The sequence below is a fragment of the Fictibacillus terranigra genome, assembly GCF_030412265.1.
In the GTDB taxonomy this organism is placed as follows: Bacteria; Bacillota; Bacilli; order Bacillales; family Fictibacillaceae; genus Fictibacillus_C; species Fictibacillus_C terrinigri.
In genome coordinates this window covers 816,462-836,515 of sequence record NZ_JAUHLN010000001.1, presented here as the reverse complement: position 1 = coordinate 836,515, position 20,054 = coordinate 816,462, and the positions used below count along the sequence as shown (strand labels likewise).

Sequence of the window (20,054 nt, the reverse complement as noted above, 5' to 3'; positions counted from 1 at the left end):
AGCCGCTCATTTTTCCAATGAAAAAGCAAAGAAAAGACTGGCTGCACGCAGCAAGTCTCCTAAGCCTCTTCATTAATAATAACTTGTTTGCCTCTTAATTTCAGCAGGACCGGAACCAAAATCCATAATACGGCAATGACAATAAAAATAAGTGAGACTGGTTTTTGAATAAACACTAAAAAATCTCCGTTTGACGACGTTAACGCTCTTCTCATATTGTTTTCGATCATCGGTCCGAGTACAAGCCCCAGCACTAGCGGTGCCAGAGGGAAATCGTTCGAAGCAAGAAAGTAGCCGGCAATGCCGCAGCCGATCAATAAAAAAAGATCGAACGTATTCACCTGGACAGCATATACACCGAATATTGAAATGGCAACGATCAATGGGAGGAGATATTTTGCCGGCGTTTCAATGATCTTCGCGAAAACCTTAACGAGCGGCATGTTTAGGATGAGCAGCATCAAGTTGCCGATGAACATACTCGCGATCAGGCCCCACGCAACATCTGGATGATCTTCAAAAAGCAGCGGGCCCGGCTGGATATTATACATGATCAGCGCGCCCATAAGGATAGCCGTTGTTCCTGAGCCTGGTATTCCAAGAGTCAGAAGCGGAATCATCGCCCCACCTGAAGCTCCGTTATTCGCTGATTCAGGCGCAGCCACTCCGGCAATGGCTCCCTTGCCAAATTTTTCGGGATTCTTGCTTAGCTTCTTCTCCATAATATAAGAGAAGAAAGAAGCGAGTGTCGCTCCGGCACCAGGCAGGACTCCGACGAAGAAACCAAGCAAAGAACCGCGGACAATAGGTCCAGAGCTTTCCTTAAAGTCTTGTTTAGTAGGAAAGATCCTTCCTACTTTAGCAAGGTCGCCCTCATTGTTTTCTTTGTGGAGGATGGTTTTAAACACTTCTCCAAGAGCGAACACCCCGACTGCAACGGTCAAGAATTCAAGGCCGCCGTATAAGGATGCGATGTCATAGGTAAAACGGGAAACGCCTGACACCACATCCATTCCGATGGTCGACAGCATCAGGCCGAACACCGTCATCATCCATGCTTTTGTCATTGAGTTTCCCGCCAGTCCGCTCACCGCTGCCAGGCCGAGAAGCATCAAAGAAAAATATTCAGCGGGGCCGAATTTCAGTGCGACCTCTGATAGTGGTTCGGCCAAAAGAGCCAATGCCACCAATGAAACGATTCCTGCAAAAAACGAACCGATGGCTGCGATCGCCAGTGCAGAGCCTGCCCTCCCCTGTTTTGCCATCTGATACCCATCAAGCGTGGTCACGACCGATGAAGATTCCCCTGGTGTGTTTAATAGAATGGAAGTCGTAGACCCTCCATACATGGCTCCATAATAAACACCCGCCAGCAATATGATCGAACTGGTAGCCGCTGCGGCAGGATCCATGCCGCCTGTCATCGAGGCGGTAACGGGGATCAGCAATGCTACTCCACTCATCGGTCCAATGCCTGGCAGTACACCTACTGCCGTTCCAATCAGCACACCGACGAAAGCAAATAATAGGTTGTGAGGCTGAAGAGCGGTTTGAAAGCCTTCAGTAAGAAATTGTATGGCACTCATGAATGTCCCCCCTTAACAACAATTTTTCCGCCTTATCCAAGCCAAACCGGCAATCCCGGCAGTGTGCCCTTTAGAATTTCTGCAAACAGGATATAAACACCGGCAGAGAAAAGGGCAGAGATGATCAGTGTTTTAACGATTCTTCCTCTTTCCATCGTCTGAAAACCAACGGCCAAAAACAGGAATGTGCTAAGGACATAACCGAGCGGTTCGAGAAGAAAAGCGTAGAGAACAGAAGCAGCCAGGATGATGACAAAACTTTTGTAGTCGAGTTTTTCTTTTCCTTTGTTATGAGCTTCATACTTTAATGTTTCGATGAACAGTTTGATACTTAACAGGCCCAGAATCAGGCCGAGCAAGAAGGGGAACACATTCGGCCCCACATTGCTTCCATATGAAGAGTGTGAAATCCTCTGGCTTTCGATCATAAAGGCTGCTCCCAGCACAAAAAAGAGCAGGCTTGCATACCGGTCAAATGTTTTACTCATGTTTCGACCTCCGTTTTTTGATGAAAAAGAACGGAGAAGAGCCCTTCTCTTCTCCGAGAGCAGCGTTATTTCTTTTCCATTCCGAGCGACTTCAGCATATCTGTAATTTGAGTTTCCTGCTCTTTAAGGAAACTCGTAAATTCTTTGGAATCCTTATAGTCCGCTTCCCACCGGTTCCGTTCAAGTTCTGCCTTCCATTCTTTGCTCTCTGAAAGTTTTTTAAGCTTCTGCTGCCAATACTTCTTCGCATCGGGGGCCATTTCTTTCGGACCGAAAACTCCTCTCCAAATCACAAATTCCGCATCAATTCCCTGTTCTTTTAACGTAGGAACATCTTTAAAATCACCAGATAGGCGCTCAGGAGACTCCACGGCAAGAAGCTTAATCTTCCCTGACTTTAAATATTCGCCTAATGAGGATACATCCGTCGCTATGACATCACTGTTACCTCCAAGAAGAGAGGCTACTGCTTCTCCACCGCCATCATAGGCCACGTATTTAATGGCCTTCGGATCGATCCCGGCCTTATATGCCGGCAGTATAGCGACCAGATGATCCATCGAGCCAGGAGCTGAACCTCCAGCGACCGTTAATGATTTAGGATTTTTTTTCAAGTCAGCCAATACTTCTTTTAGAGTGTTATACTTCGAATCGGCTTTTACTGCGACCGCTCCATAGTCCTTTGTCAGCTGTGCAAGAGGTGTCGTGTCCTTATATCCGAAAGGGCTGTTTCCCTCCTCTTTAAGGTTGTTTACAAGAATAGGAGGAGAATTCACAAACAGCTTGTAATCATTCTTTTTGTCCTGAGACGCGTACTCGGCCATAAACACGGCGCCTCCTCCACCCGGTTTATTCTCAACCGTCATCGTCTGGTCCACCAGTTTCGTTTCCCCTAAGATCTTAGTAAAAGATCTTGCTGTTAAATCCCAGCCTCCTCCGGCACCGGATGGAGCAACGACCGTGATGGCTTTTTCCGGATAATCGGATTTTGCTGTTCCGTTTGCTCCGCTGCTGCATGCTGCGAGGCCCAAAGTCAGAGAACCTGCCAATAACACCTTCGACCACAATAATGTCCTTTTCATTCCATACATCCCCTTTTTGTTAGCGCTTACATAAAATTATCATATCAATAGTTTTCAGAATTTATAGTTTATATACATAAAGAGCATTTTGTTCATAAAGTTCATATGTTTTTCTTGGAAACTTTTACGAAGTGTAGTTTTAAGTTAGTTGGGGGAAAGAAGAATGAAGAGGTGAATATACGTGCATCGATTAAAGAAGGAAGATCCTCCATTAAAATCTGCTTTTTTTCATTTTATTTTTCCGTTCTCTCTTAAAAATGAATGCTTGGACAGACTTGTGGATTATCTAAAAAGCATTGGCTATCAATTCTTTGACCTAGAGGACAAAGCACAAGAGAATGCTTATTATGGCGGTGAGAACAAAGTCTCTCATAAAAACCTGAAACACTACTTTCTTCCGTTTACTTCAGACGTTTTATTTCCAAAAACGGAGGATCCCATTACATTTCGAAGGTATTCAAAACGTGTGGATATAAATGCTGAACTGCAATCTGGCCAAGTAAAGGCACCATTCAAAATCCATTCCATCGATGTGTTCTTGCTGCCGTTTGAACTAGGCTTCATTACCATTCGTACGGAGCTTAACCAAGTTTCATATTCTGAAGCGATTGAATTTGCTGCACGTTTCAGAGTGCTTGAAAACCGATCACGCGAGGATCGTGAAGCGGTCATCACCCACGAGGGCCAGCCTTACAAACAAGTGGAGAATTTTCTGTTTAGTGCCCTGCTTCCCGGCTTTACTTCTTATTTGAATGTCGAGAAGGTCAATGGAGCGTATTTTGAATCACTGCCCTTTTTTATCGATGAACGGATGTATGTGCAGGGGCTTTTTCAATTTCAGAGCGGGGCGGAGTTTGAAGAAACAGACTTGTTTCGGGGCTCCCAGCTGGATGGGGTCGATGAACAGGGCCGTCCTCATATGAGCGCGAGCAGCCGGGATTTTATTCATGAATACTGCTTGCAGAACAGCCATACAAGATGGGCTCCTCACACTTACTTTTTGGTAGATGAACATGTTTTTTGCTGTTTGACGAGTGAAGAAGATGGACAGGCCGCAAAGATCATCGATCAGATGTACGGAGAATATTATTACGGTTTGCTGTTAAATCTTTTCCATAAAATTGTACTTCTTCAACTATCCAATGAATATGCCCATGTTCATCTCGAACGGGACAACAAGAAAACACAAAAACTGATCGGTGAGATCACGATGTTCTCAGCCAAATACTTCTTTTTGGAGCTTGCGACGCAAAGCCAGGGGCGGGAAATCTTCATCCTGCTGAAAAAGACCTTTAAAAACCAAGATTTATATGAAGATGTCAAACAGACGCTGTCCACTCTCTATCAATACCAGGGCGAAAAATCGTCCAAAAGGAATAACTATCTCATATCCATTCTAACCATCTATACTGTGATAACAGGAATCTATGGAATGAACCAAGTGATCGAAGAATTAAAAGGCCCTATTAAATGGAAAGCCTTTCAGAAGTTTGGTTTCTTTGAATACATCGCGTTGTTCGTTACGGTATCCGGCATTACCGTCAGCATCCTGCTTGGAATCTCCTTTTTGACCAAGTGGATCCGCGAAAAAAGAAACATGAATGGTATTGAGGAAAGAAAGAAGAACCCCAAATCTGATAGACATTTAACTGTTTCTTCTAAACTTTGAAAAATAGTTGAAAACATAAACAGAGGTCTAGTCCGCCTTTTGCTCCCTATCATATGATATCTTAACCGGAATTTTATTCTGGAAACCATTTCAAGGGGGATGCTCTAATGGGCTACGAAAAGCAAAAACACGATTACTGGAAAAAGAAGCATGAATCATCTTCCTCTTCTTCCTCTTCTTCCTCTTCTTCAAGCTCTTGCCACTGCAAAAAGAGAAGGAAAAAACGCTGCTGCAAAAGACGTCACTGCGGCTGCTTCAGCTGGATCTAACCTTTAAAAAACGTCTTAAAAAGAAGAATCCTTTTAGGGTTCTTCTTTTTTTCGCTTTTAGTTCCGTGTTTTCAATTTGGAATCAGATCTGTATTTTCCTTTGTGAAGTGATACATTTTTTGGAAACGAAAAACCGATTTTCCTACGCTAAGGAAGGAAGAACGGCTTTTGTTGTTTGTTTATTGTGCATTGTGCTATTCGTTCTTCGTTAACTTAGTGAGTAAGCTGATCGTTTGGAGGTTCAGTGAAACATGCCGCCGGAAGCCTCGATTCGCTGCGCGTTGACCCAGCCCATTTCGTCGGTGCACAATGACACGACAAGGCCGCCAATATCATCGGCTTCCCCAACCCTGCCTAACGCCGTTTGAGAACCAATAAAGTCAGTCTTTAAACCCCTGATTGTCCCTTACTGCCCCTCCTTGGAAGTCCGTAGCAATCGCTCCCGGAGCGATCGCATTAACCCGGATGCCTCTGCTTCCCCATTCCTTTGCCATATACCTTGTCAATACTTCGATGGCACCTTTCATGACAGCGTAAGCTCAATAGCCTTCAAGGGCAAACCGGTTCAATCCAGTCGAAACATTATCAGAAATACGGGAAATTAACTTCTGTGTTAAGAAAAATACACCCTTGATGTGCACGTTCACCAAACTGTCGAACTGTTCCTCAGTAGTATCCGCAAGCGGAGCGTACATCCCGAATACAGCATTGTTAATCAAAACGTCGAAATGCTCCGTATTCCATTTTTCTTTAAGTACATCGGTAAATCGGGATGCGAACAGTTCGAAGGTGGCGATGTCACCCGCATCCACAAAGAAAAGGTCAAAGTTGAGGAACTTATTTCTGAAACTACGAGTATCAGTCTCCCTGTCTTCGGGTTGTAAGTTGCCTTGACAGGGACCATTTGATCAGTCGGTAGTACCTCAATCCATTGGTCGAAAACTTGGAAGTTCTTATCTTTATTATTATATAGGTTCTGTGTCTCTATCAATGGTTTTTGCACCAGCACCGTTAACCGGATATTGCTGTTCTTTATTCCTATTAAGGTATTTTGTCACCAGAACTACTATTCGAGGTAATGCTTTTTCTTTGATGATATAGGGCCCTTGTCGGTTAGATTGATAGAGTGGCTCTTTTCAGCGAGGGACAGCCTCGAGGAACGAAACAGGAGAGACGAAGAAGTTCAAGGGCACCGTTTGTTCGCCACGATGTGCAAAGCGAGTATCCGATGGGTAGGCAAGTTCTTTATGTGCATAGCATTCCGAAAGACCGAGTTGTGATTAATTTGTATAAAAAGGAAGCAAACGAATGAACGAAATAGAGAGAGTTTGGCTATTCTGTTTTATTAACTAATAAAGATATAACGCAAAAACCCTTTTCATTGATTATCCTAAAAAAGTGTTTTTTGGAAAAAATAAAAGAATAAAAAATTATTGACTTCAAAAAAAGTTTCTTGTAAGGTTAAACCTAACTTTATACGGAGAACATCCTTATCGTGAGTCGGGGGAGGAAATTGGTCCTAAGATCCTGCAGCAACCTGTTATTTTCAAGAAAAACGTTTTTCTTGTGAATAGTAAGGTGCTAATTCCAACAGACATTAGTGTCTGGAAGATGAGGAAGAGAAATTTGACCTCTTCCTCAAGGAAGAGGTTTTTTTGCTGTTCTATATAGTTATTAGGATACTCTAAGAATTTACAAGGAGGCAGATTATGACTGAGGTTGGTTATTGGTTTATAGGTTTTGCGCTGGCTTATACATTTTTTCTTATTTTTGTAAGTTCGATTGCCAGAAAAAGAGCAACAAATGGCAGTGGCTTCTTTGTGGGCGGGAGAGGGTTTAATACATTATTTGTTACGGTATGTATTACGGGCCTTTTCTCTGGTTCCTCTTATATATCTATTTTAGAGCTTAGTTATCTTACTGGAATATCAGCTATCTGGTATGGTGTGGCGGAGACCATCCACATATTAATTATTGCATTAGTATTAATTGCGCCTTTCAGAAAAAGAGCACTTATAACCATATCGGGTTTGTTAGGAGACCGTTACGGCGAAAAAGTTCGGGGGATCGCTGGGGTAATTACAGCTTTTACATTTCCAATGTGGTCTGTGGCTACAGCGCTTGCTTTTGCCTCTGCATTATCTGTTTTTACAGGAATCTCCCTTATCGCGTCGGTTGCGTTGACTGCGTTACTGTTGTTGATCTATTTGCACTTTGGTGGAATGTGGTCAATTTGATTTACACAGCTCAGCAATGTAATTGTTTTTTTCATTATGCTTGCAATAGGAACATACGCATTCTTTATCAATCCGGGTATCGAGGGGATTCATACCCTGTTTGCGGAGAAACCCCAATTTGCTTCGTGGGATGGAGCTGGTATTCAGACTATCATTGCATGGTTTGGGACATTTTTGTTTAATGTCATCCTTGCCCAAGCCGCTTTTCAAATGGCTCTTTCCTGTAAAACGCCTGAACAGGGACGCCGCGGATTAATTTATGCTTCTGTATTAGGTATCCCCCTCATTGTAGGTGCGGTGTTATTTGGTCTTGCGGCTGCGTCAGTTGTACCAAATGAAACACGTGGATTAGTTGCGGTGCCCCTTTATTTAATGCAGACGCTTCCTGCCCCTCTTGTGGCTTTATTCTTCCTTGGGTTCTGGGCTGCTGCTCTGAGTTGGGGAGCACCATGCCAGTTTTCAGGAGCTACAAGTCTTGGAAGGGATGCCGGCAAAGCTTTTAACCCGGAGGCAACAGAACTGCAGCTTGTGGGTTATACAAAAAAATCCTTAGTTTTGTTAACTGTATTAATGGTTATTTTTGCGTTGCTTCGTTCGGAACAGTCTGCGTGGTGGAATGTTTTTGCATGGGTAACCCGTAATTCCGCTACTTTTGCCCCAGTGGTAGCTGCACTTTTCTGGCCAATTGCTACAAGGAAAGCTGCAGTGGTTTCTTTATTTGCCGGATCTGCTTCAGGGCTCATTTGGTACCATCTGGGCGGATGGGAAGTTAATGAATTCTATAAAAATGTCCATCCTGTTTGGATCGGTATGATATTTAACATCCTTACACTTATGATAGTAAGTTTAATCGATAATGATGGAGTGTTGGAGTGGAGGTTTTCCTTCCGTAGTCTAGGTTTCTTTTCCATTCTATTTTCAATCTTTTCTACGATCTTTCTCTTTCAAGCAATGGGATCTCTGCAAAAAAAAGGGTTAACGGGTCTCGTTTTATTACTGATTGTGTCAGGTCTGTTTTTGGCAGCCATGAACTTTATACGAGAAAGAAAGGCGCTTGGAGAGGGACAACAGCAAACCATGTTCAATAAGAGTTAATAAAAAAACCGGTCTTTATTTGAACTGTAACCTGAATAATGGACAGCTAAAAAAACCCCTAGTCGGGTTTTTTTATGTTCCTATTCCTTAATCTTGTTTATAATCAACACAATTAGATATTCGGGGGGATCAAATATGAGTAATATATTATTTAATACCTTTCAGGTTGCACAGTTAGAGAAGAAATCCCAATGATAAACAGGTATCAGAACGTTCTATTTCTTATCATCCAGACTTTGAACTTAAAGTGGCCAACGAAAAACTGTCAAAAACCAAATCAAAAAACAATGGCATTTAATTGTTCTTTTTGCTCATTAAACAAACAGCTTTCGATATGCCATGGTTGCTTAAAATGAAAGATACTTTCAATATCTTGTACTTCTATTAACATACAGGATCACCCGCTCCTTCTACTAGTTTAGAATCCAGTATGGACAAGGTTAAACAGCGAAGAAGGATATTTTAAAAGTAAGAAAGCAATATTTTAAAAATCTAAAATACTGAATTCTGTTATTATTGCCATTGAAAACGCTTTCAAAACAAAGGAGGTTGATGGTATGTTAAGAACCAAAGCAGCTGTCACGCATGGTAAAGGAGAGTCATTCAAAATCGAGGACATTACGATAGATGATCCAAAGGTTGGAGAGGTGCTCGTTCGTATTCAGGCTACTGGGATTTGTCATACTGATTTGATTGTTCGAGATCAATATTATCCTGTTCCTCTACCTGCTGTATTGGGTCATGAGGGTTCAGGTATTGTTGAAAAGGTAGGAGAGGGAGTCAGCAGCGTTAAACCTGGTGATCATGTGGTTATGTCGTATAGTTCTTGCGGGGATTGTTCAAATTGCCGTAGTGGTGACCCTTATGCCTGCAATCAGTTTTTTGAGCTAAACTTTACAGGTACTATGAAAGATGGATCTTGCAGGTTACACCAGGATGGAAGGGACGTTCATAATTTCTTTGGTCAATCTAGCTTTGCTAATTTTTCCATCGTCTCTGAAAGAAATGTTGTTAAAGTTCCAAAAGATGTTCCACTTGATTTATTAGGGCCATTAGGATGTGGGATTCAAACTGGGAGTGGAGCCGTCCTAAATAAATTGAAACCTAAAGTGGGATCAAGTATCGTCATTTTTGGATGCGGAGCAGTAGGTTTAAGTGCTGTCATGGGTGCAAAGGTGGCAAGCTGTACAACGATTATTGCTATAGACTTTAACGAAAGTCGCTTGGAATTAGCCAAGGAACTTGGTGCCACCCACACCATTAATCCGAAAGATACAAATTCGGTTGAAGAAATCCAAAAAATAACAGGAGGCGGTGTGAATTATTCCATTGAAACCACTAGCCGTCCTGAAGTTTTACGTCAAGCTGTTGATTGTCTAGCTACTTTAGGACAAGCCGTAGTCATTGGTGCTCCACCGGTAGGGACTGAAGTTCATTTAGATGTAAATACCATTTTATTTGAAAGATCAGTGATTGGTGTTTTACTTGGATCGGCTGTTCCTCAGATGTTTATCCCGAAATTAATTGAACTTTATAAGCAAGGGAAATTTCCGTTTGATAAATTAATAAAATTTTATAGTTTGGAAGAAATCAACCAAGCGAGTGCAGATTCAGAATCAGGAGTGACAATTAAACCAGTTCTAAAAATAGGTTAAATTTTGAGAGGGGGAAATGAAAATGACTGTAAAAACACTTAAATACTCTGAGTGGAGCAATAACCTGGTTAATGGTAGCTGGAGAGAAGGATCTAGTGAGAAAACTTGTACAGTAACGAACCCTTATAATGATGAAATTCTGACAGAATTGAAGTTTGCGAGTAAAAATGATATCCATGAGGCATATGTGGCAGCTGAAGAGGCCCAAAAAAGTTGGGCAAAAGTTGCTCCTTACAAAAAAATTAGCATTCTTGAAAAAGCTGCTCAAATTATGCAAGATAAGAAAGAAGAACTGGTCCAACTTCTTATTGAAGAAACAGGAAGCTCGCATTTAAAAGCCAGCGTAGAAGTTGACTGCAGCATCGGCGATATAAAACTAGCTGCCACTTTTCCATTATTGATGGGGGGATCGATTCGTCCATCCGCCATTCCAGGAAAAGAAAACAGAGTTTACCGTGAACCTACAGGAGTTGTTGGCGCCATCACTCCTTGGAATTGGCCTTTACATTTAACAATGCGAGTCGTTGCACCTGCCATTGCTACTGGAAACAGCATAGTTGTGAAACCAGATCTGCAAACCCCTATTACTGGCGGTCTTATCATTGCCAAAATCTTTGAAGAAGCTGGGCTTCCAAACGGAGTCATTAACGTGACTGTTGCCGATCTTGAAGAAATAGGTGACTCCTTCGTAGAACATCCAGTTCCAAGTGTCATTTCATTTACAGGTTCTACTGCTGCTGGAAAACATGTAGGCTCACTTGCAGTCAAGCATGTTAAAAAGCCTGCCTTGGAACTAGGAGGAAACAATGCTTTTATCGTTTTAGATGACGCAAATTTAGACGAGGCTGTTTCTGCAGCAACGTTTGGTAAATTCATGCATTCAGGCCAGATTTGTATTGCGATTAATCGTATCATTGTAGATCGTAAATTATATGAACCGTTTATTGAGAAATTTTTAGAACAGGCTGCAAAGGTTAAAGTTGGGGATCCGCGTGAGAGTAATACAATCATTGGCCCAATGATCAATCGAAAACAAGTGGATAGAGCATTGAGTATTATCGACAAAAGTGTGGAGCAAGGAGCAAAATTAATTAAAAAAGGAAATGTCGAAGGTAATCTCATGGAGCCGTTTGTCCTTGTAGATGTAACAAATGATATGACAATCGCCCAAGATGAAGTGTTTGCTCCTGTAGCTTGTATTATTCCAGTAGATAATGAAGAAGAAGCCATTAAAGTGGCTAATGACACCCCATTTGGTTTAAGCGGCGCAGTATTTTCAGGCTCACTTGAAAGAGGAATCGATGTCGCCAAACAGATTAAGACAGGCATGATTCATGTTAATGATCAAACAATCAATGTCGAGTCTAATGTTCCATTTGGCGGAGAGAAAAGTTCAGGTTTAGGCAGATATTGCGGTGAATGGGCATTCGAAGAGTTTACAACTGTTAAATGGATATCCATTCAAAAGGAACCTAGACAATATCCATTTTCATAAGGTTATGATCAGCCTGGAGGGAACAATTTTATGTTGCGCTTCCTCTTTGCAAATTCTAATAATATTGTCCAACTGACATATACCAGACCTCCTTTACGCGGAAAAAGTAATGAAAGTTTATGCGCCTTGTTTCAATATACATGTATATTGAAACATGTAATTAGAAAGTATAAGTATTGCAGAGAACGAGCTCTTCCATCTGCATAGGAATAGGAAAACGAATAGTGAGAGACTTTCTGTTTTGCTGGGCACCTTTTAGGTGCCTTTTTGTGCGACGGGCAGTCGCATTTGTCGTGGTATACCTCCACAGCTCTTCTAGGACGATATTGTGAGGTATTGATTGAAAGAGATGCGGAAAGTAGAGAGACTCGTAGGCGAAAGGGCAGATCCTAAATGCAATGAGTGTGAAGCACGGCGGCGGGGTAAGTTGGCGATTTTTCGAAAAGTGAGGAAGCTCCTTTTCATTTAAAAGAGTCTGTTGCGGACTTGCGAGATGAACAGCTTGATATGCCATATCGTCCGGTGGATGGACAATCCGTCAAGTGGTTCATCATCTTGCAACGTGATATTTTCCACCCTAACATTTTGGTTATGCCCCGCGATGATCGCGATGCCATCCTGTGAGTAATTCATATCAATAGCGGCGAAGCCCTCTCCGATAAATGTAATATTTTTTTCTCCTTTATATCCCCCATACACTCCGCTCTTGGCCGATTTGGATGGCCTTATCAGCTGAAAGATGGATTTGGCTGATGCAAAGGCACTCTTACCAGTCTTTGTACCTTTAACAATTTTCACACCATCCTTGAATTTAAGCGTAACATTCGAAGGAACGTACAATGTATTTAACGTACAATGTATTTGAGATCGAGTACGTTCCCTTTTTTAAGATGAGAGTACCTCCCCCGGTCTTTTCAAGCTGTTCAAGGTATGACCGAATCAGGTAATAATGCTTTGTATAGAAATTGTACGTACTAAAGTTCATCATGAGCCCTTTATACGTTTTACTGCTCGGATTCACTGTGTAGGTTGGTGCGGCGGCGCTGGCTTGAGCTGGAAGGATGATACTGGCCGCCAGGGCTGCTGACAAAAACAATTTCATTGCTTTTTACGCATAGCTATTTTTCCCCCTATGAATGGCTTTCCACCTTTATTATCGTCCACTGATTTCCATTTATTAGTTCAATATCTAGAGGGGCGCAAACAAAGATGATGTATACTTTTTTTCTTGCTGTATGGTTAGAAAAGTGTAAAATAGGAAAGTCAGATGGTTAATAATATGAAATTTTATATCTGTTTTAATGAATAGTCAGTTTTCATAGAAAGGTGGTTCCCTTGTTTGAATAAAAAAATCATACTTTATTGTGTTGGTTTCGCTGCGTTTTTTGGCCCTTTAACCCAAACGATCTATACACCGATCCTCCCTGAGATCCAGCACCAATTTCAGACCTCGGGGTTCATTGTGAATTTAACCATCTCTATCTTTACCTTTGTGCTCGCGATGATGCAGATGGTATATGGCCCGCTAACGGATAAGATCGGACGCCGTAGAATTTTGCTTCCGGCGATACTGCTTTATATTGCAGCTTCTGCTGGAGCCGCATTGTCTCCATCCATCTGGGGATTGCTGTTTTTCCGGGCTGTTCAGGCAGCTGGCATTGCTGCGGGATCCGTAGTGGCAACCACTGTTATCGGAGACATTTTTGAAGGAAAATCACTTGGGCGATCAATGGGCACCTTTCAGACACTGGTGACCCTTGGTCCAGTGGCAGGACCGGTTGTAGGCGGCTTTGTTGGTGGTTATACTGGATATCAAGGTGTGTTTTGGGTTTTGACAGGAACGGGCCTACTCATGTTTCTCGCTAACGTGAAGCTGCTTCCAGAAACCAAACCGGAAGGGCCGCAAAGAAAGGGATTCAGTTTTTCCGACTTTACGATTGTACTGAAGCATCGAACTGGGCTTGCGGTTGTCTTGCTGGGATTTATTCAATATTATTCGTTTTATAATTTTCTTGTATTTCTTCCGAATCTTTTGGCTTCCTTCTACGGATTATCGGCGAGCCAAAAAGGATTGGTCTTTCTTCCGATGTCGATGTTCCTTGTGATTGGCAGCTTTGCAGGAGGGCGGCTGCAGGAAAGAGGCAATGCGAGGACTTTCCTCATTATAACTTCCTCGCTAAATGTGCTGGCGACTGTACTGTTTGTTATCCTTTCGCCTTTATCATTGCCCGTATTGATTTTTAGCATTTCACTGTTTGGACTGTGCCTCGGATTATCGCTTCCTGTTCAAACAACCCTTCTGGCAAGAGCTTTTACCCAGAACCGTGCAACGGCGATCGGTGTTTATAACTTTTTCAGATATTTGGGGATGGCTGCAGGGCCGATTGTCGGTTCTGTGTTTTATCAGCTTGGAGACCGTATCGAATTCTTGTTTGCTGCTTTTCTCTTTGCTGCTGCCGTCATTTTTGCCCGCCGCCAGTTTTTGAAGACGGAACACTTTCAAGTGAACTAATATGCTGAAAGGGGACTCATATTGATTCAGAATATAATAGAAGACGTTATGGAGGTCTGCCTTTTAGCAGGCAGACTTATGCTTCAGAACGGTGCTGAGACATACCGGGTGGAAGATACCATCACACGCCTCGCACAAAACTATGGAATGGAAGCGGTCCAGGTTTTCGTAACACCAACAGCTATTATTCTCTCCTTGCTGGAAAAAGGAAGTACGATGGATTATACAAAGATTGTAAGAATCGTCGACCGGTCGACAGATCTGCATGTGGTTGTCCTTGTCAATGACCTGTCACGAAAAGTCGCCCATGAATCGCTGTCACTGGAGATCGCACAAAAAGAATTAAAGAAGATCGAGGCCACTCCTGAAGCGTACCCTGCATGGGCTCAGATCGCAGCAGCCACTCTTGTGAGCGGCTGTTTCGCTCTTATGTTCAAAGGCAACTGGAACGACTTTACACCTGCCATGATCGCAGGAGGAGCAGGTTACGCTATTTTCTTATTTTCAAAACGATACGTTTCCGTCCGCTTTTTCTCTGAGCTGCTGGCCGCCTTCTTTATCGGCTTGATCGCGAAGCTCGCCATTACGGCCGGCTTGGGGGATCAGCTGGATAAGATCATTATCGGAGCGGTCATGCCGCTTGTGCCAGGTGTGCTAATCACCAATGCGGTACGGGATCTCATGGCCGGCCATCTTGTTTCAGGAATCTCATTAGGAGCAGAAGCGATGCTGACCGCCTTTGCCATCGGAACCGGCATTGCCTTTGTTATCGTGACGCTGTGAGGAGGAGATTTTATGAATATGATTGAAGCCATTTGGACGAGCTTTATTGCATCAGCCGGGTTTGGAATTTTATTTAATGTTCCTAAAAAAGCGGTCATCCCCGGCGGCATCTGCGGGATGATCGGCTGGCTGATCTTTGAAGGGATGTCCGGAAACAGCCAGTTTGACCTTGTTCTCGCAACAGCCATGGCCTCTTTTGTGGTCGCTGCTATCAGCCACCTGTACGCCCGGATTCGCCGCATGCCTGTCATCATCTTCAGTGTCGCCGGCATCATACCTCTTGTCCCAGGCGGAGGTGCCTATGACACGATGAGGCAGCTGGTCGAGAATGATTACAACGCCGCAATCCAGCTCGCTTCTCAGACCTTTTTGATCTCGGGGGCGATCGCATTCGGGCTTGTCCTTGCCGGAACCATTATTCCGATCATTTTACAAAGCCAAAGAACGGTGAGATAAAATAAAGAACTGACAATATGCCAGTTCTTTTTTTATGCCATGAAAACGGCCCCGTATCCAATAGCAGCCACGATTACGATGACTGGAGATACTTTGAATTTTTCCATCAGCAGAAAACTGGCTGCAGCAATGGATACTGTCTGGATCCATCCGGAGACGCTGACGGATTCGGCCAAAAAATCATAAGCCATCACTCCAAGAAGTACGGCGATGGTCGGCTTCACAAATAACGTCATCTTTTTTACTCTTGGTGAATCCTTGAACTTATAGATCACACTGAGAAAGACGATCATCAATATGAGGGATGGGGCTACCGTGGCAAACACAGCGACAAAAGAACCAAGAATCCCTCCCTGCATGTAGCCGATATAGCCAGACATCTTCGTGGCGATCGGCCCAGGAAGTGCATTGCCAAGCGCGAGCACTTCCGTAAACTGATTGACAGTCAGCCAGTGATAGCGGCCTACAACCTCATTTTCAATCAAAGGGATGGAAGCTGGGCCTCCCCCGTATCCCAAAATTCCCGGGATAAAAAAAGCGAGGAAAATATGCCAATAAATCATCCCATACCCTCCCCTCTCTCAGCAGATTTCTCGTCATCTTTCTTTTCCGGCTTTAGAAGGGCATAAGCCAAGAGTATCCCTATCAAAACAGCAGGGTGAACCTTAAGGAGCTGCAGCAGCAGGATCCCGGCTGCCACATGAATCAGGCTGAGCTTCATTCCAAGGCCTTTTTTTGCACTGGTGAAAAACTGCCACGTCAGCACTGCTAGCATTACGGCTACAACAGGAAGCACACCCTTGGTCATCCCTTGAACCCACGGCTTATCCTTATACTGTGCGAGTGAGGTCAGAAGGACAATCATAAGCAAAATGGTCGGAAGAATGGAAGAAAGAAGTGCCGTAAGCATTCCTGTCAATCCGGCCACCCGGTAGCCGATGTAACCCGCCATCTTTGTGTTGATCGGGCCCGGTAAAGCATTTCCAAGCGCAAGCACATCACCAAATTCCTCATCATTCATCCATTTGAACTTTTCTACCACTTCTTTATGTACGAGCGGTATGGAAGACGGACCGCCTCCATAGCCTAGGATGCCTGATCGAAAAAAGGCAATAAATAATTGTAGATAGGTCATTAATGCATCAAATCCTTATGAAAGTTATTTCTACCAGGCAGCCACGGCCCCATCTGTCCGGCCTTCTGTTCCTCCTGCCAGTACACCGGTCTCAGGATTCCGCCATATGATCTGCCCTCTCCCAAAATCCCCTGCGTCCAGTGAGACTTTGACGTGATGGCCTTTCCGTGCCAGCTCCTCGGCAATATGCTGTGGCAGTGAACGTTCAACCAGCACGTGCTTCCCTTCGATCCATTGCCATCTTGGTGCATCAAGTGCAGATTGAGGATTCTGCTGAAAGTCCACTGTATTCATGATGACCTGAACATGTCCCTGGGGCTGCATGTATCCTCCCATAACGCCGAACGGACCGATTGCGTTTCCTTCTTTTGTCAGGAAACCAGGGATAATCGTATGATACGTCCTCTTGCCTGGACGAAGGCAGTTATCGTGGGCGGGATCCAGTGAAAAATCATGTCCCCTGTTCTGAAGGCTGATCCCGGTGTTTGGCACCACGATTCCAGAACCAAAACCCATGTAGTTGCTTTGGATAAAGGATACCATGTTCCCTTCTTCATCAGCTGCAGCAAGATAGACTGTGCCGCCTTTTGGCGGTGTCCCCGGTCCAGGCATCATTGCTTGTCGGCCGATGAGCTCCCTCCGCTCTTCTGCGTATTGATCGGATAAAAGGGATTCAGCTGCTACCTTCATATGAGTAGTATCTGTCACATATTTTTTCGCATCCATAAAGGCGAGCTTGATCGCTTCAATCTGCTTGTGGTACCTGTCCGCTGAGTCCGCTTCAGGAAAATCAAATCCCTTTAAAATGTTAAGTGCCATTAAAGCCACAATTCCCTGGCCATTCGGAGGGATCTCCCATACCTCATATCCTTTATACTCCGCCTTAATCGGTTCAACCCATTCCGGATGGAAAGCCGCAAGATCCTCTTTTCTTAAAAAACCGCCTTCACTTTTGGAGGCTGTGCTGATACTGTCAGCCAGTCTGCCTCTATAGAAGGATTCTGCATTCGTTTCAGCAATTTCCTTTAAAGTAGCCGCATGATCGGGTGAACGCCATACTTCACCGATTTTCGGCGGTCTGCCATCAGGCGCAAAGGTTTCAAACCAGCTCTTAAACTCATTCCCTTTCTGTTGTTTCTTATATGCTTCAAAGGCTCGTTTCCAGTACTTTCCGAGTACTGGAGAAACCGGATAGCCTTCCTCTGCATAAGTAATGGCCGGCTGAAGCACTTCAGTCAGGGGCAGCTTTCCAAAACGGCTCGATAATTCCGCCCATGCTGCAGGTGCACCGGGGACAGTTACCGGATACCATCCGTATTCTGGGATTTTGTCGTACCCTTCGTGCTTAAGAGTTTCAATGGAAATGCTTTGCGGAGCGGGACCGCTTGAGTTCAAGCCATGCAAACTTCCTTTCGTCCAGACGAGCGCAAAAGCATCGCCTCCGATTCCATTCGATGTCGGTTCAACCACGGTCAGGCAGGCTGCTGTGGCAATGGCCGCATCAATCGCATTTCCGCCTTTTTTTAAAACATCCAGGCCGGCCTGGGCAGCAAGCGGCTGTGATGTAGCGACCATCCCTTTTTTACCGTATGTTACAGAACGACGGGAAGTATAAGGATATCGTTCGTGATCATAAAATGATTGTTCTGTTGGTTGGTTAATGATTTGCTGTTTCATGTTCTCACCTCTCAGGCATGCATAACTCGCACATATATTCAGAATATTTTATAAATAGTTTAAATGTTGTTAGGAACAAATACAAATGTTTTACAAATAGCACTTTCATAAACATAAAAAAATCCCGTCCTTTTTCGGACGGGATTACTTTACCTCGTCTATCGGTTTCATATCCATGGTTACCATGTAATCCTTCCCCCATTGGTACATGGCATCCAAAATAGGCATCAGGCTCTCACCTTGCTTCGTCAAAGAATACTCGACTTTTGGCGGAACGACAGGGTAAACTTCGCGGTGGACAATCCTATCTTCTTCAAGCTCGCGAAGCTGGTTAACGAGCATGCGCTGAGTGATGCCGGGTATAAGAGCCTTCAGCTCACCAAACCGTTTCGTTCCTTCTTTCCCCAAGTGCCATAAAATAATCATTTTCCACTTTCCACCGATGACAGATAATGTTAATTCTTTCTCACAGTTAAACAATTTACCGTCCATTCGTGACATCGTATATCACCTCCATCCTTATTATACCTCATAGTATACTTTTTGACACTATGTAATATTAAAGTCAGTACTTAACAAAACGTAAACATGAAGAGTATACTTACAATTGTCCTTGATGGATAAAACAGCCCCCAGAACAAAAACTATGATGATCATCATAGATAAAACACCACAGGAGGAGAAGGCAAAAATGGAACTACAATTAGCGATAGATCTTGTAAATACAGAAGAAGCCATCAAATTAGTGAAAGAGGTTGAAGAACATATCGATATCGTTGAGATCGGTACACCGGTTGTCATCAACGAAGGTCTTAGAGCTGTTAAAGAAATGAAAAAAGCATTTCCGAACTTGAAAGTCCTTGCCGACTTAAAGATTATGGATGCTGCAGGATATGAGGTCATGAAGGCATCTGAAGCCGGTGCAGACATCATTACCATCCTTGGGGCAGCTGAAGATGCATCCATTCAAGGTGCGGTGGATGAAGCAAAAAAACAAAACAAAAAAATTCTTGTGGACATGATTGCCATTAAAGATATCGAAACACGAGCCAAAGAGCTTGATGAGCTTGGCGTTGACTATATTTGTGTCCATACAGGCTATGATTTACAAGCTGTCGGAAAAAACTCGTTTGAAGACTTAAAAGCGATCAAAGGTGTCGTTAAAAATGCAAAAACGGCTGTCGCAGGCGGAATTAAATTAGAAACATTGCCTGAAGTTGTTGCAGCTCAGCCTGACCTTGTTATTGTAGGCGGCGGTATTACTGGACAAGATGATAAAAAAGCAACGGCAGCTGAAATACAAAAATTAGTAAAACAAAGCTAAGGATTTTTCAACATGAATACTTCACATTATTATACAGAAATAGTGAAGGAATTGAGCCGGGCAGCGAACTTAATTTCAGATCAAGAGGCCGAAAAGCTCGTAGATGAACTTCTGAAAGCGAAGAAGATTTTTGTTGCAGGAGCTGGCCGGAGCGGATTGATGGGAAAATCCTTTGCCATGCGAATGATGCACATGGGATTAGATTCCTATGTCATCGGTGAAATCGTTACTCCTAACCTGACCGAGGACGATCTCATCATTTTCGGTTCAGGTTCCGGGGAAACAAAAAGCCTTATTTCAATGGCCGAAAAAGCGAAAAGCATTGGGGGTAAAGTTATTGCAGTGACCATCTTTCCCGACTCGACTCTTGGAAAATTGGCCGATGTCTGCGTAAAATTACCTGGCTCCCCAAAAGATCAATCGGAAAATGACTATAAGACCATTCAGCCGATGGGATCTCTATTCGAACAAACACTTCTGTTGTTTTTTGATGCCGTGATTTTACGGTTTATGGAAAGAAAAGGGCTGGATACCGATACCATGTTCGGACGCCATGCCAATTTGGAATAGATATTCATTAAAAACGGGACA

The 20,054-nt window shown here is 43.5% G+C and carries 20 protein-coding genes, 1 pseudogene and 1 riboswitch; of the genes and pseudogenes, 11 read left to right on the top strand and 10 right to left on the bottom strand.

Annotation, left to right across the window (positions count from 1 at the left end; all coding sequences use genetic code 11):
* Positions 1-59: 59 nt before the first annotated feature.
* From QYF49_RS04115 to QYF49_RS04105, 3 genes are all read right to left on the bottom strand, one after another.
* Positions 60-1,586 (bottom strand): tripartite tricarboxylate transporter permease, encoded by a 1,527-nt coding sequence (locus QYF49_RS04115; protein ID WP_290398342.1) that lies wholly within the window; start codon positions 1,584-1,586, stop codon positions 60-62.
* 32 nt (positions 1,587-1,618) lie between these two features.
* On the bottom strand, positions 1,619-2,074 hold the full coding sequence (locus QYF49_RS04110; protein WP_290398341.1) for a tripartite tricarboxylate transporter TctB family protein: 456 nt from the start codon (positions 2,072-2,074) through the stop codon (positions 1,619-1,621).
* Between the two features lie 65 nt (positions 2,075-2,139).
* A complete protein-coding gene (locus QYF49_RS04105; protein WP_290398340.1) occupies positions 2,140-3,156 on the bottom strand; it encodes a Bug family tripartite tricarboxylate transporter substrate binding protein in 1,017 nt (338 codons plus the stop codon).
* 181 nt (positions 3,157-3,337) lie between these two features.
* On the opposite strand from QYF49_RS04105, the gene QYF49_RS04100 reads away from it, so the two are divergent.
* Together QYF49_RS04100 and QYF49_RS04095 are read left to right on the top strand one after the other, a co-directional pair.
* A complete protein-coding gene (locus tag QYF49_RS04100) occupies positions 3,338-4,825 on the top strand; it encodes a magnesium transporter CorA family protein (RefSeq protein ID WP_290398339.1) in 1,488 nt (495 codons plus the stop codon).
* Between the two features lie 150 nt (positions 4,826-4,975).
* A complete protein-coding gene (locus QYF49_RS04095) occupies positions 4,976-5,101 on the top strand; it encodes a hypothetical protein (protein WP_290398338.1) in 126 nt (41 codons plus the stop codon).
* 373 nt (positions 5,102-5,474) lie between these two features.
* Here the strand turns inward: QYF49_RS04095 and QYF49_RS04090 are convergent.
* A pseudogene (locus QYF49_RS04090) lies at positions 5,475-5,906 on the bottom strand (SDR family NAD(P)-dependent oxidoreductase).
* Positions 5,907-6,581: 675 nt separating this feature from the next.
* Positions 6,582-6,712, top strand: a riboswitch (SAM riboswitch).
* A gap of 91 nt (positions 6,713-6,803) precedes the next feature.
* On the opposite strand from QYF49_RS04090, the gene QYF49_RS04085 reads away from it, so the two are divergent.
* The 4 genes from QYF49_RS04085 (at position 6,804) to QYF49_RS04070 (ending at position 11,576) form a co-directional block, all read left to right on the top strand.
* Positions 6,804-7,331, top strand: coding sequence for a sodium:solute symporter family transporter (locus QYF49_RS04085; RefSeq protein ID WP_290398337.1), 528 nt, complete (start codon positions 6,804-6,806; stop codon positions 7,329-7,331).
* Positions 7,332-7,367: 36 nt separating this feature from the next.
* The gene (locus tag QYF49_RS04080; protein WP_290398336.1) at positions 7,368-8,426 is read left to right on the top strand and encodes a sodium:solute symporter family transporter; all 1,059 of its coding nucleotides are present in this window, start codon (positions 7,368-7,370) and stop codon (positions 8,424-8,426) included.
* A gap of 557 nt (positions 8,427-8,983) precedes the next feature.
* Positions 8,984-10,081, top strand: coding sequence for an NAD(P)-dependent alcohol dehydrogenase (locus QYF49_RS04075; RefSeq protein WP_290398335.1), 1,098 nt, complete (start codon positions 8,984-8,986; stop codon positions 10,079-10,081).
* A 22-nt stretch (positions 10,082-10,103) separates the two neighbouring features.
* Positions 10,104-11,576 (top strand): aldehyde dehydrogenase family protein, encoded by a 1,473-nt coding sequence (locus QYF49_RS04070; RefSeq protein WP_290398334.1) that lies wholly within the window; start codon positions 10,104-10,106, stop codon positions 11,574-11,576.
* 465 nt (positions 11,577-12,041) lie between these two features.
* Here the strand turns inward: QYF49_RS04070 and QYF49_RS04065 are convergent, their stop codons facing one another.
* Positions 12,042-12,374: a hypothetical protein gene (locus QYF49_RS04065; RefSeq protein ID WP_290398333.1), complete on the bottom strand. Its 333-nt coding sequence runs from the start codon at positions 12,372-12,374 to the stop codon at positions 12,042-12,044.
* 13 nt (positions 12,375-12,387) lie between these two features.
* Positions 12,388-12,678: a hypothetical protein gene (locus QYF49_RS04060; protein ID WP_290398332.1), complete on the bottom strand. Its 291-nt coding sequence runs from the start codon at positions 12,676-12,678 to the stop codon at positions 12,388-12,390.
* A 237-nt stretch (positions 12,679-12,915) separates the two neighbouring features.
* Here QYF49_RS04060 and QYF49_RS04055 point away from each other — a divergent pair, with 237 nt between their 5' ends.
* From QYF49_RS04055 to QYF49_RS04045, 3 genes are read left to right on the top strand one after another with little or no spacing between them, the layout of a single operon-like run.
* Positions 12,916-14,088 (top strand): MFS transporter, encoded by a 1,173-nt coding sequence (locus QYF49_RS04055; RefSeq protein WP_290398331.1) that lies wholly within the window; start codon positions 12,916-12,918, stop codon positions 14,086-14,088.
* A gap of 48 nt (positions 14,089-14,136) precedes the next feature.
* A complete protein-coding gene (locus QYF49_RS04050) occupies positions 14,137-14,871 on the top strand; it encodes a threonine/serine exporter family protein (protein WP_425589551.1) in 735 nt (244 codons plus the stop codon).
* A gap of 12 nt (positions 14,872-14,883) precedes the next feature.
* Positions 14,884-15,327, top strand: a complete 444-nt coding sequence (locus QYF49_RS04045; protein WP_290398329.1) for a threonine/serine exporter family protein — start codon at positions 14,884-14,886, stop codon at positions 15,325-15,327.
* 32 nt (positions 15,328-15,359) lie between these two features.
* Here the strand turns inward: QYF49_RS04045 and QYF49_RS04040 are convergent, their stop codons facing one another.
* From QYF49_RS04040 to hxlR, 4 genes are all read right to left on the bottom strand, one after another.
* Entirely contained in the window at positions 15,360-15,890 is a 531-nt protein-coding gene (locus QYF49_RS04040) for a chromate transporter (RefSeq protein WP_290398328.1), read from the bottom strand.
* Positions 15,887-16,462, bottom strand: coding sequence for a chromate transporter (locus QYF49_RS04035; RefSeq protein WP_290398327.1), 576 nt, complete (start codon positions 16,460-16,462; stop codon positions 15,887-15,889). The genes QYF49_RS04040 and QYF49_RS04035 overlap by 4 nt, the downstream gene beginning before the upstream one ends.
* A 30-nt stretch (positions 16,463-16,492) precedes the next feature.
* A complete protein-coding gene (locus QYF49_RS04030) occupies positions 16,493-18,139 on the bottom strand; it encodes a gamma-glutamyltransferase family protein (RefSeq protein ID WP_290398326.1) in 1,647 nt (548 codons plus the stop codon).
* A 144-nt stretch (positions 18,140-18,283) separates the two neighbouring features.
* Positions 18,284-18,640 carry a transcriptional activator HxlR gene (gene hxlR / locus QYF49_RS04025; protein WP_290398325.1) on the bottom strand — a complete coding sequence of 119 codons (357 nt, stop codon included), beginning with the start codon at positions 18,638-18,640 and terminating at the stop codon, positions 18,284-18,286.
* A gap of 190 nt (positions 18,641-18,830) precedes the next feature.
* Here hxlR and hxlA point away from each other — a divergent pair, with 190 nt between their 5' ends.
* Both hxlA and hxlB read left to right on the top strand, forming a co-directional pair.
* Positions 18,831-19,463: a 3-hexulose-6-phosphate synthase gene (gene hxlA, locus QYF49_RS04020; protein ID WP_290398324.1), complete on the top strand. Its 633-nt coding sequence runs from the start codon at positions 18,831-18,833 to the stop codon at positions 19,461-19,463.
* Positions 19,464-19,475: 12 nt separating this feature from the next.
* Positions 19,476-20,033 (top strand): 6-phospho-3-hexuloisomerase, encoded by a 558-nt coding sequence (hxlB, locus tag QYF49_RS04015; RefSeq protein ID WP_290398323.1) that lies wholly within the window; start codon positions 19,476-19,478, stop codon positions 20,031-20,033.
* Positions 20,034-20,054: the final 21 nt, after the last annotated feature.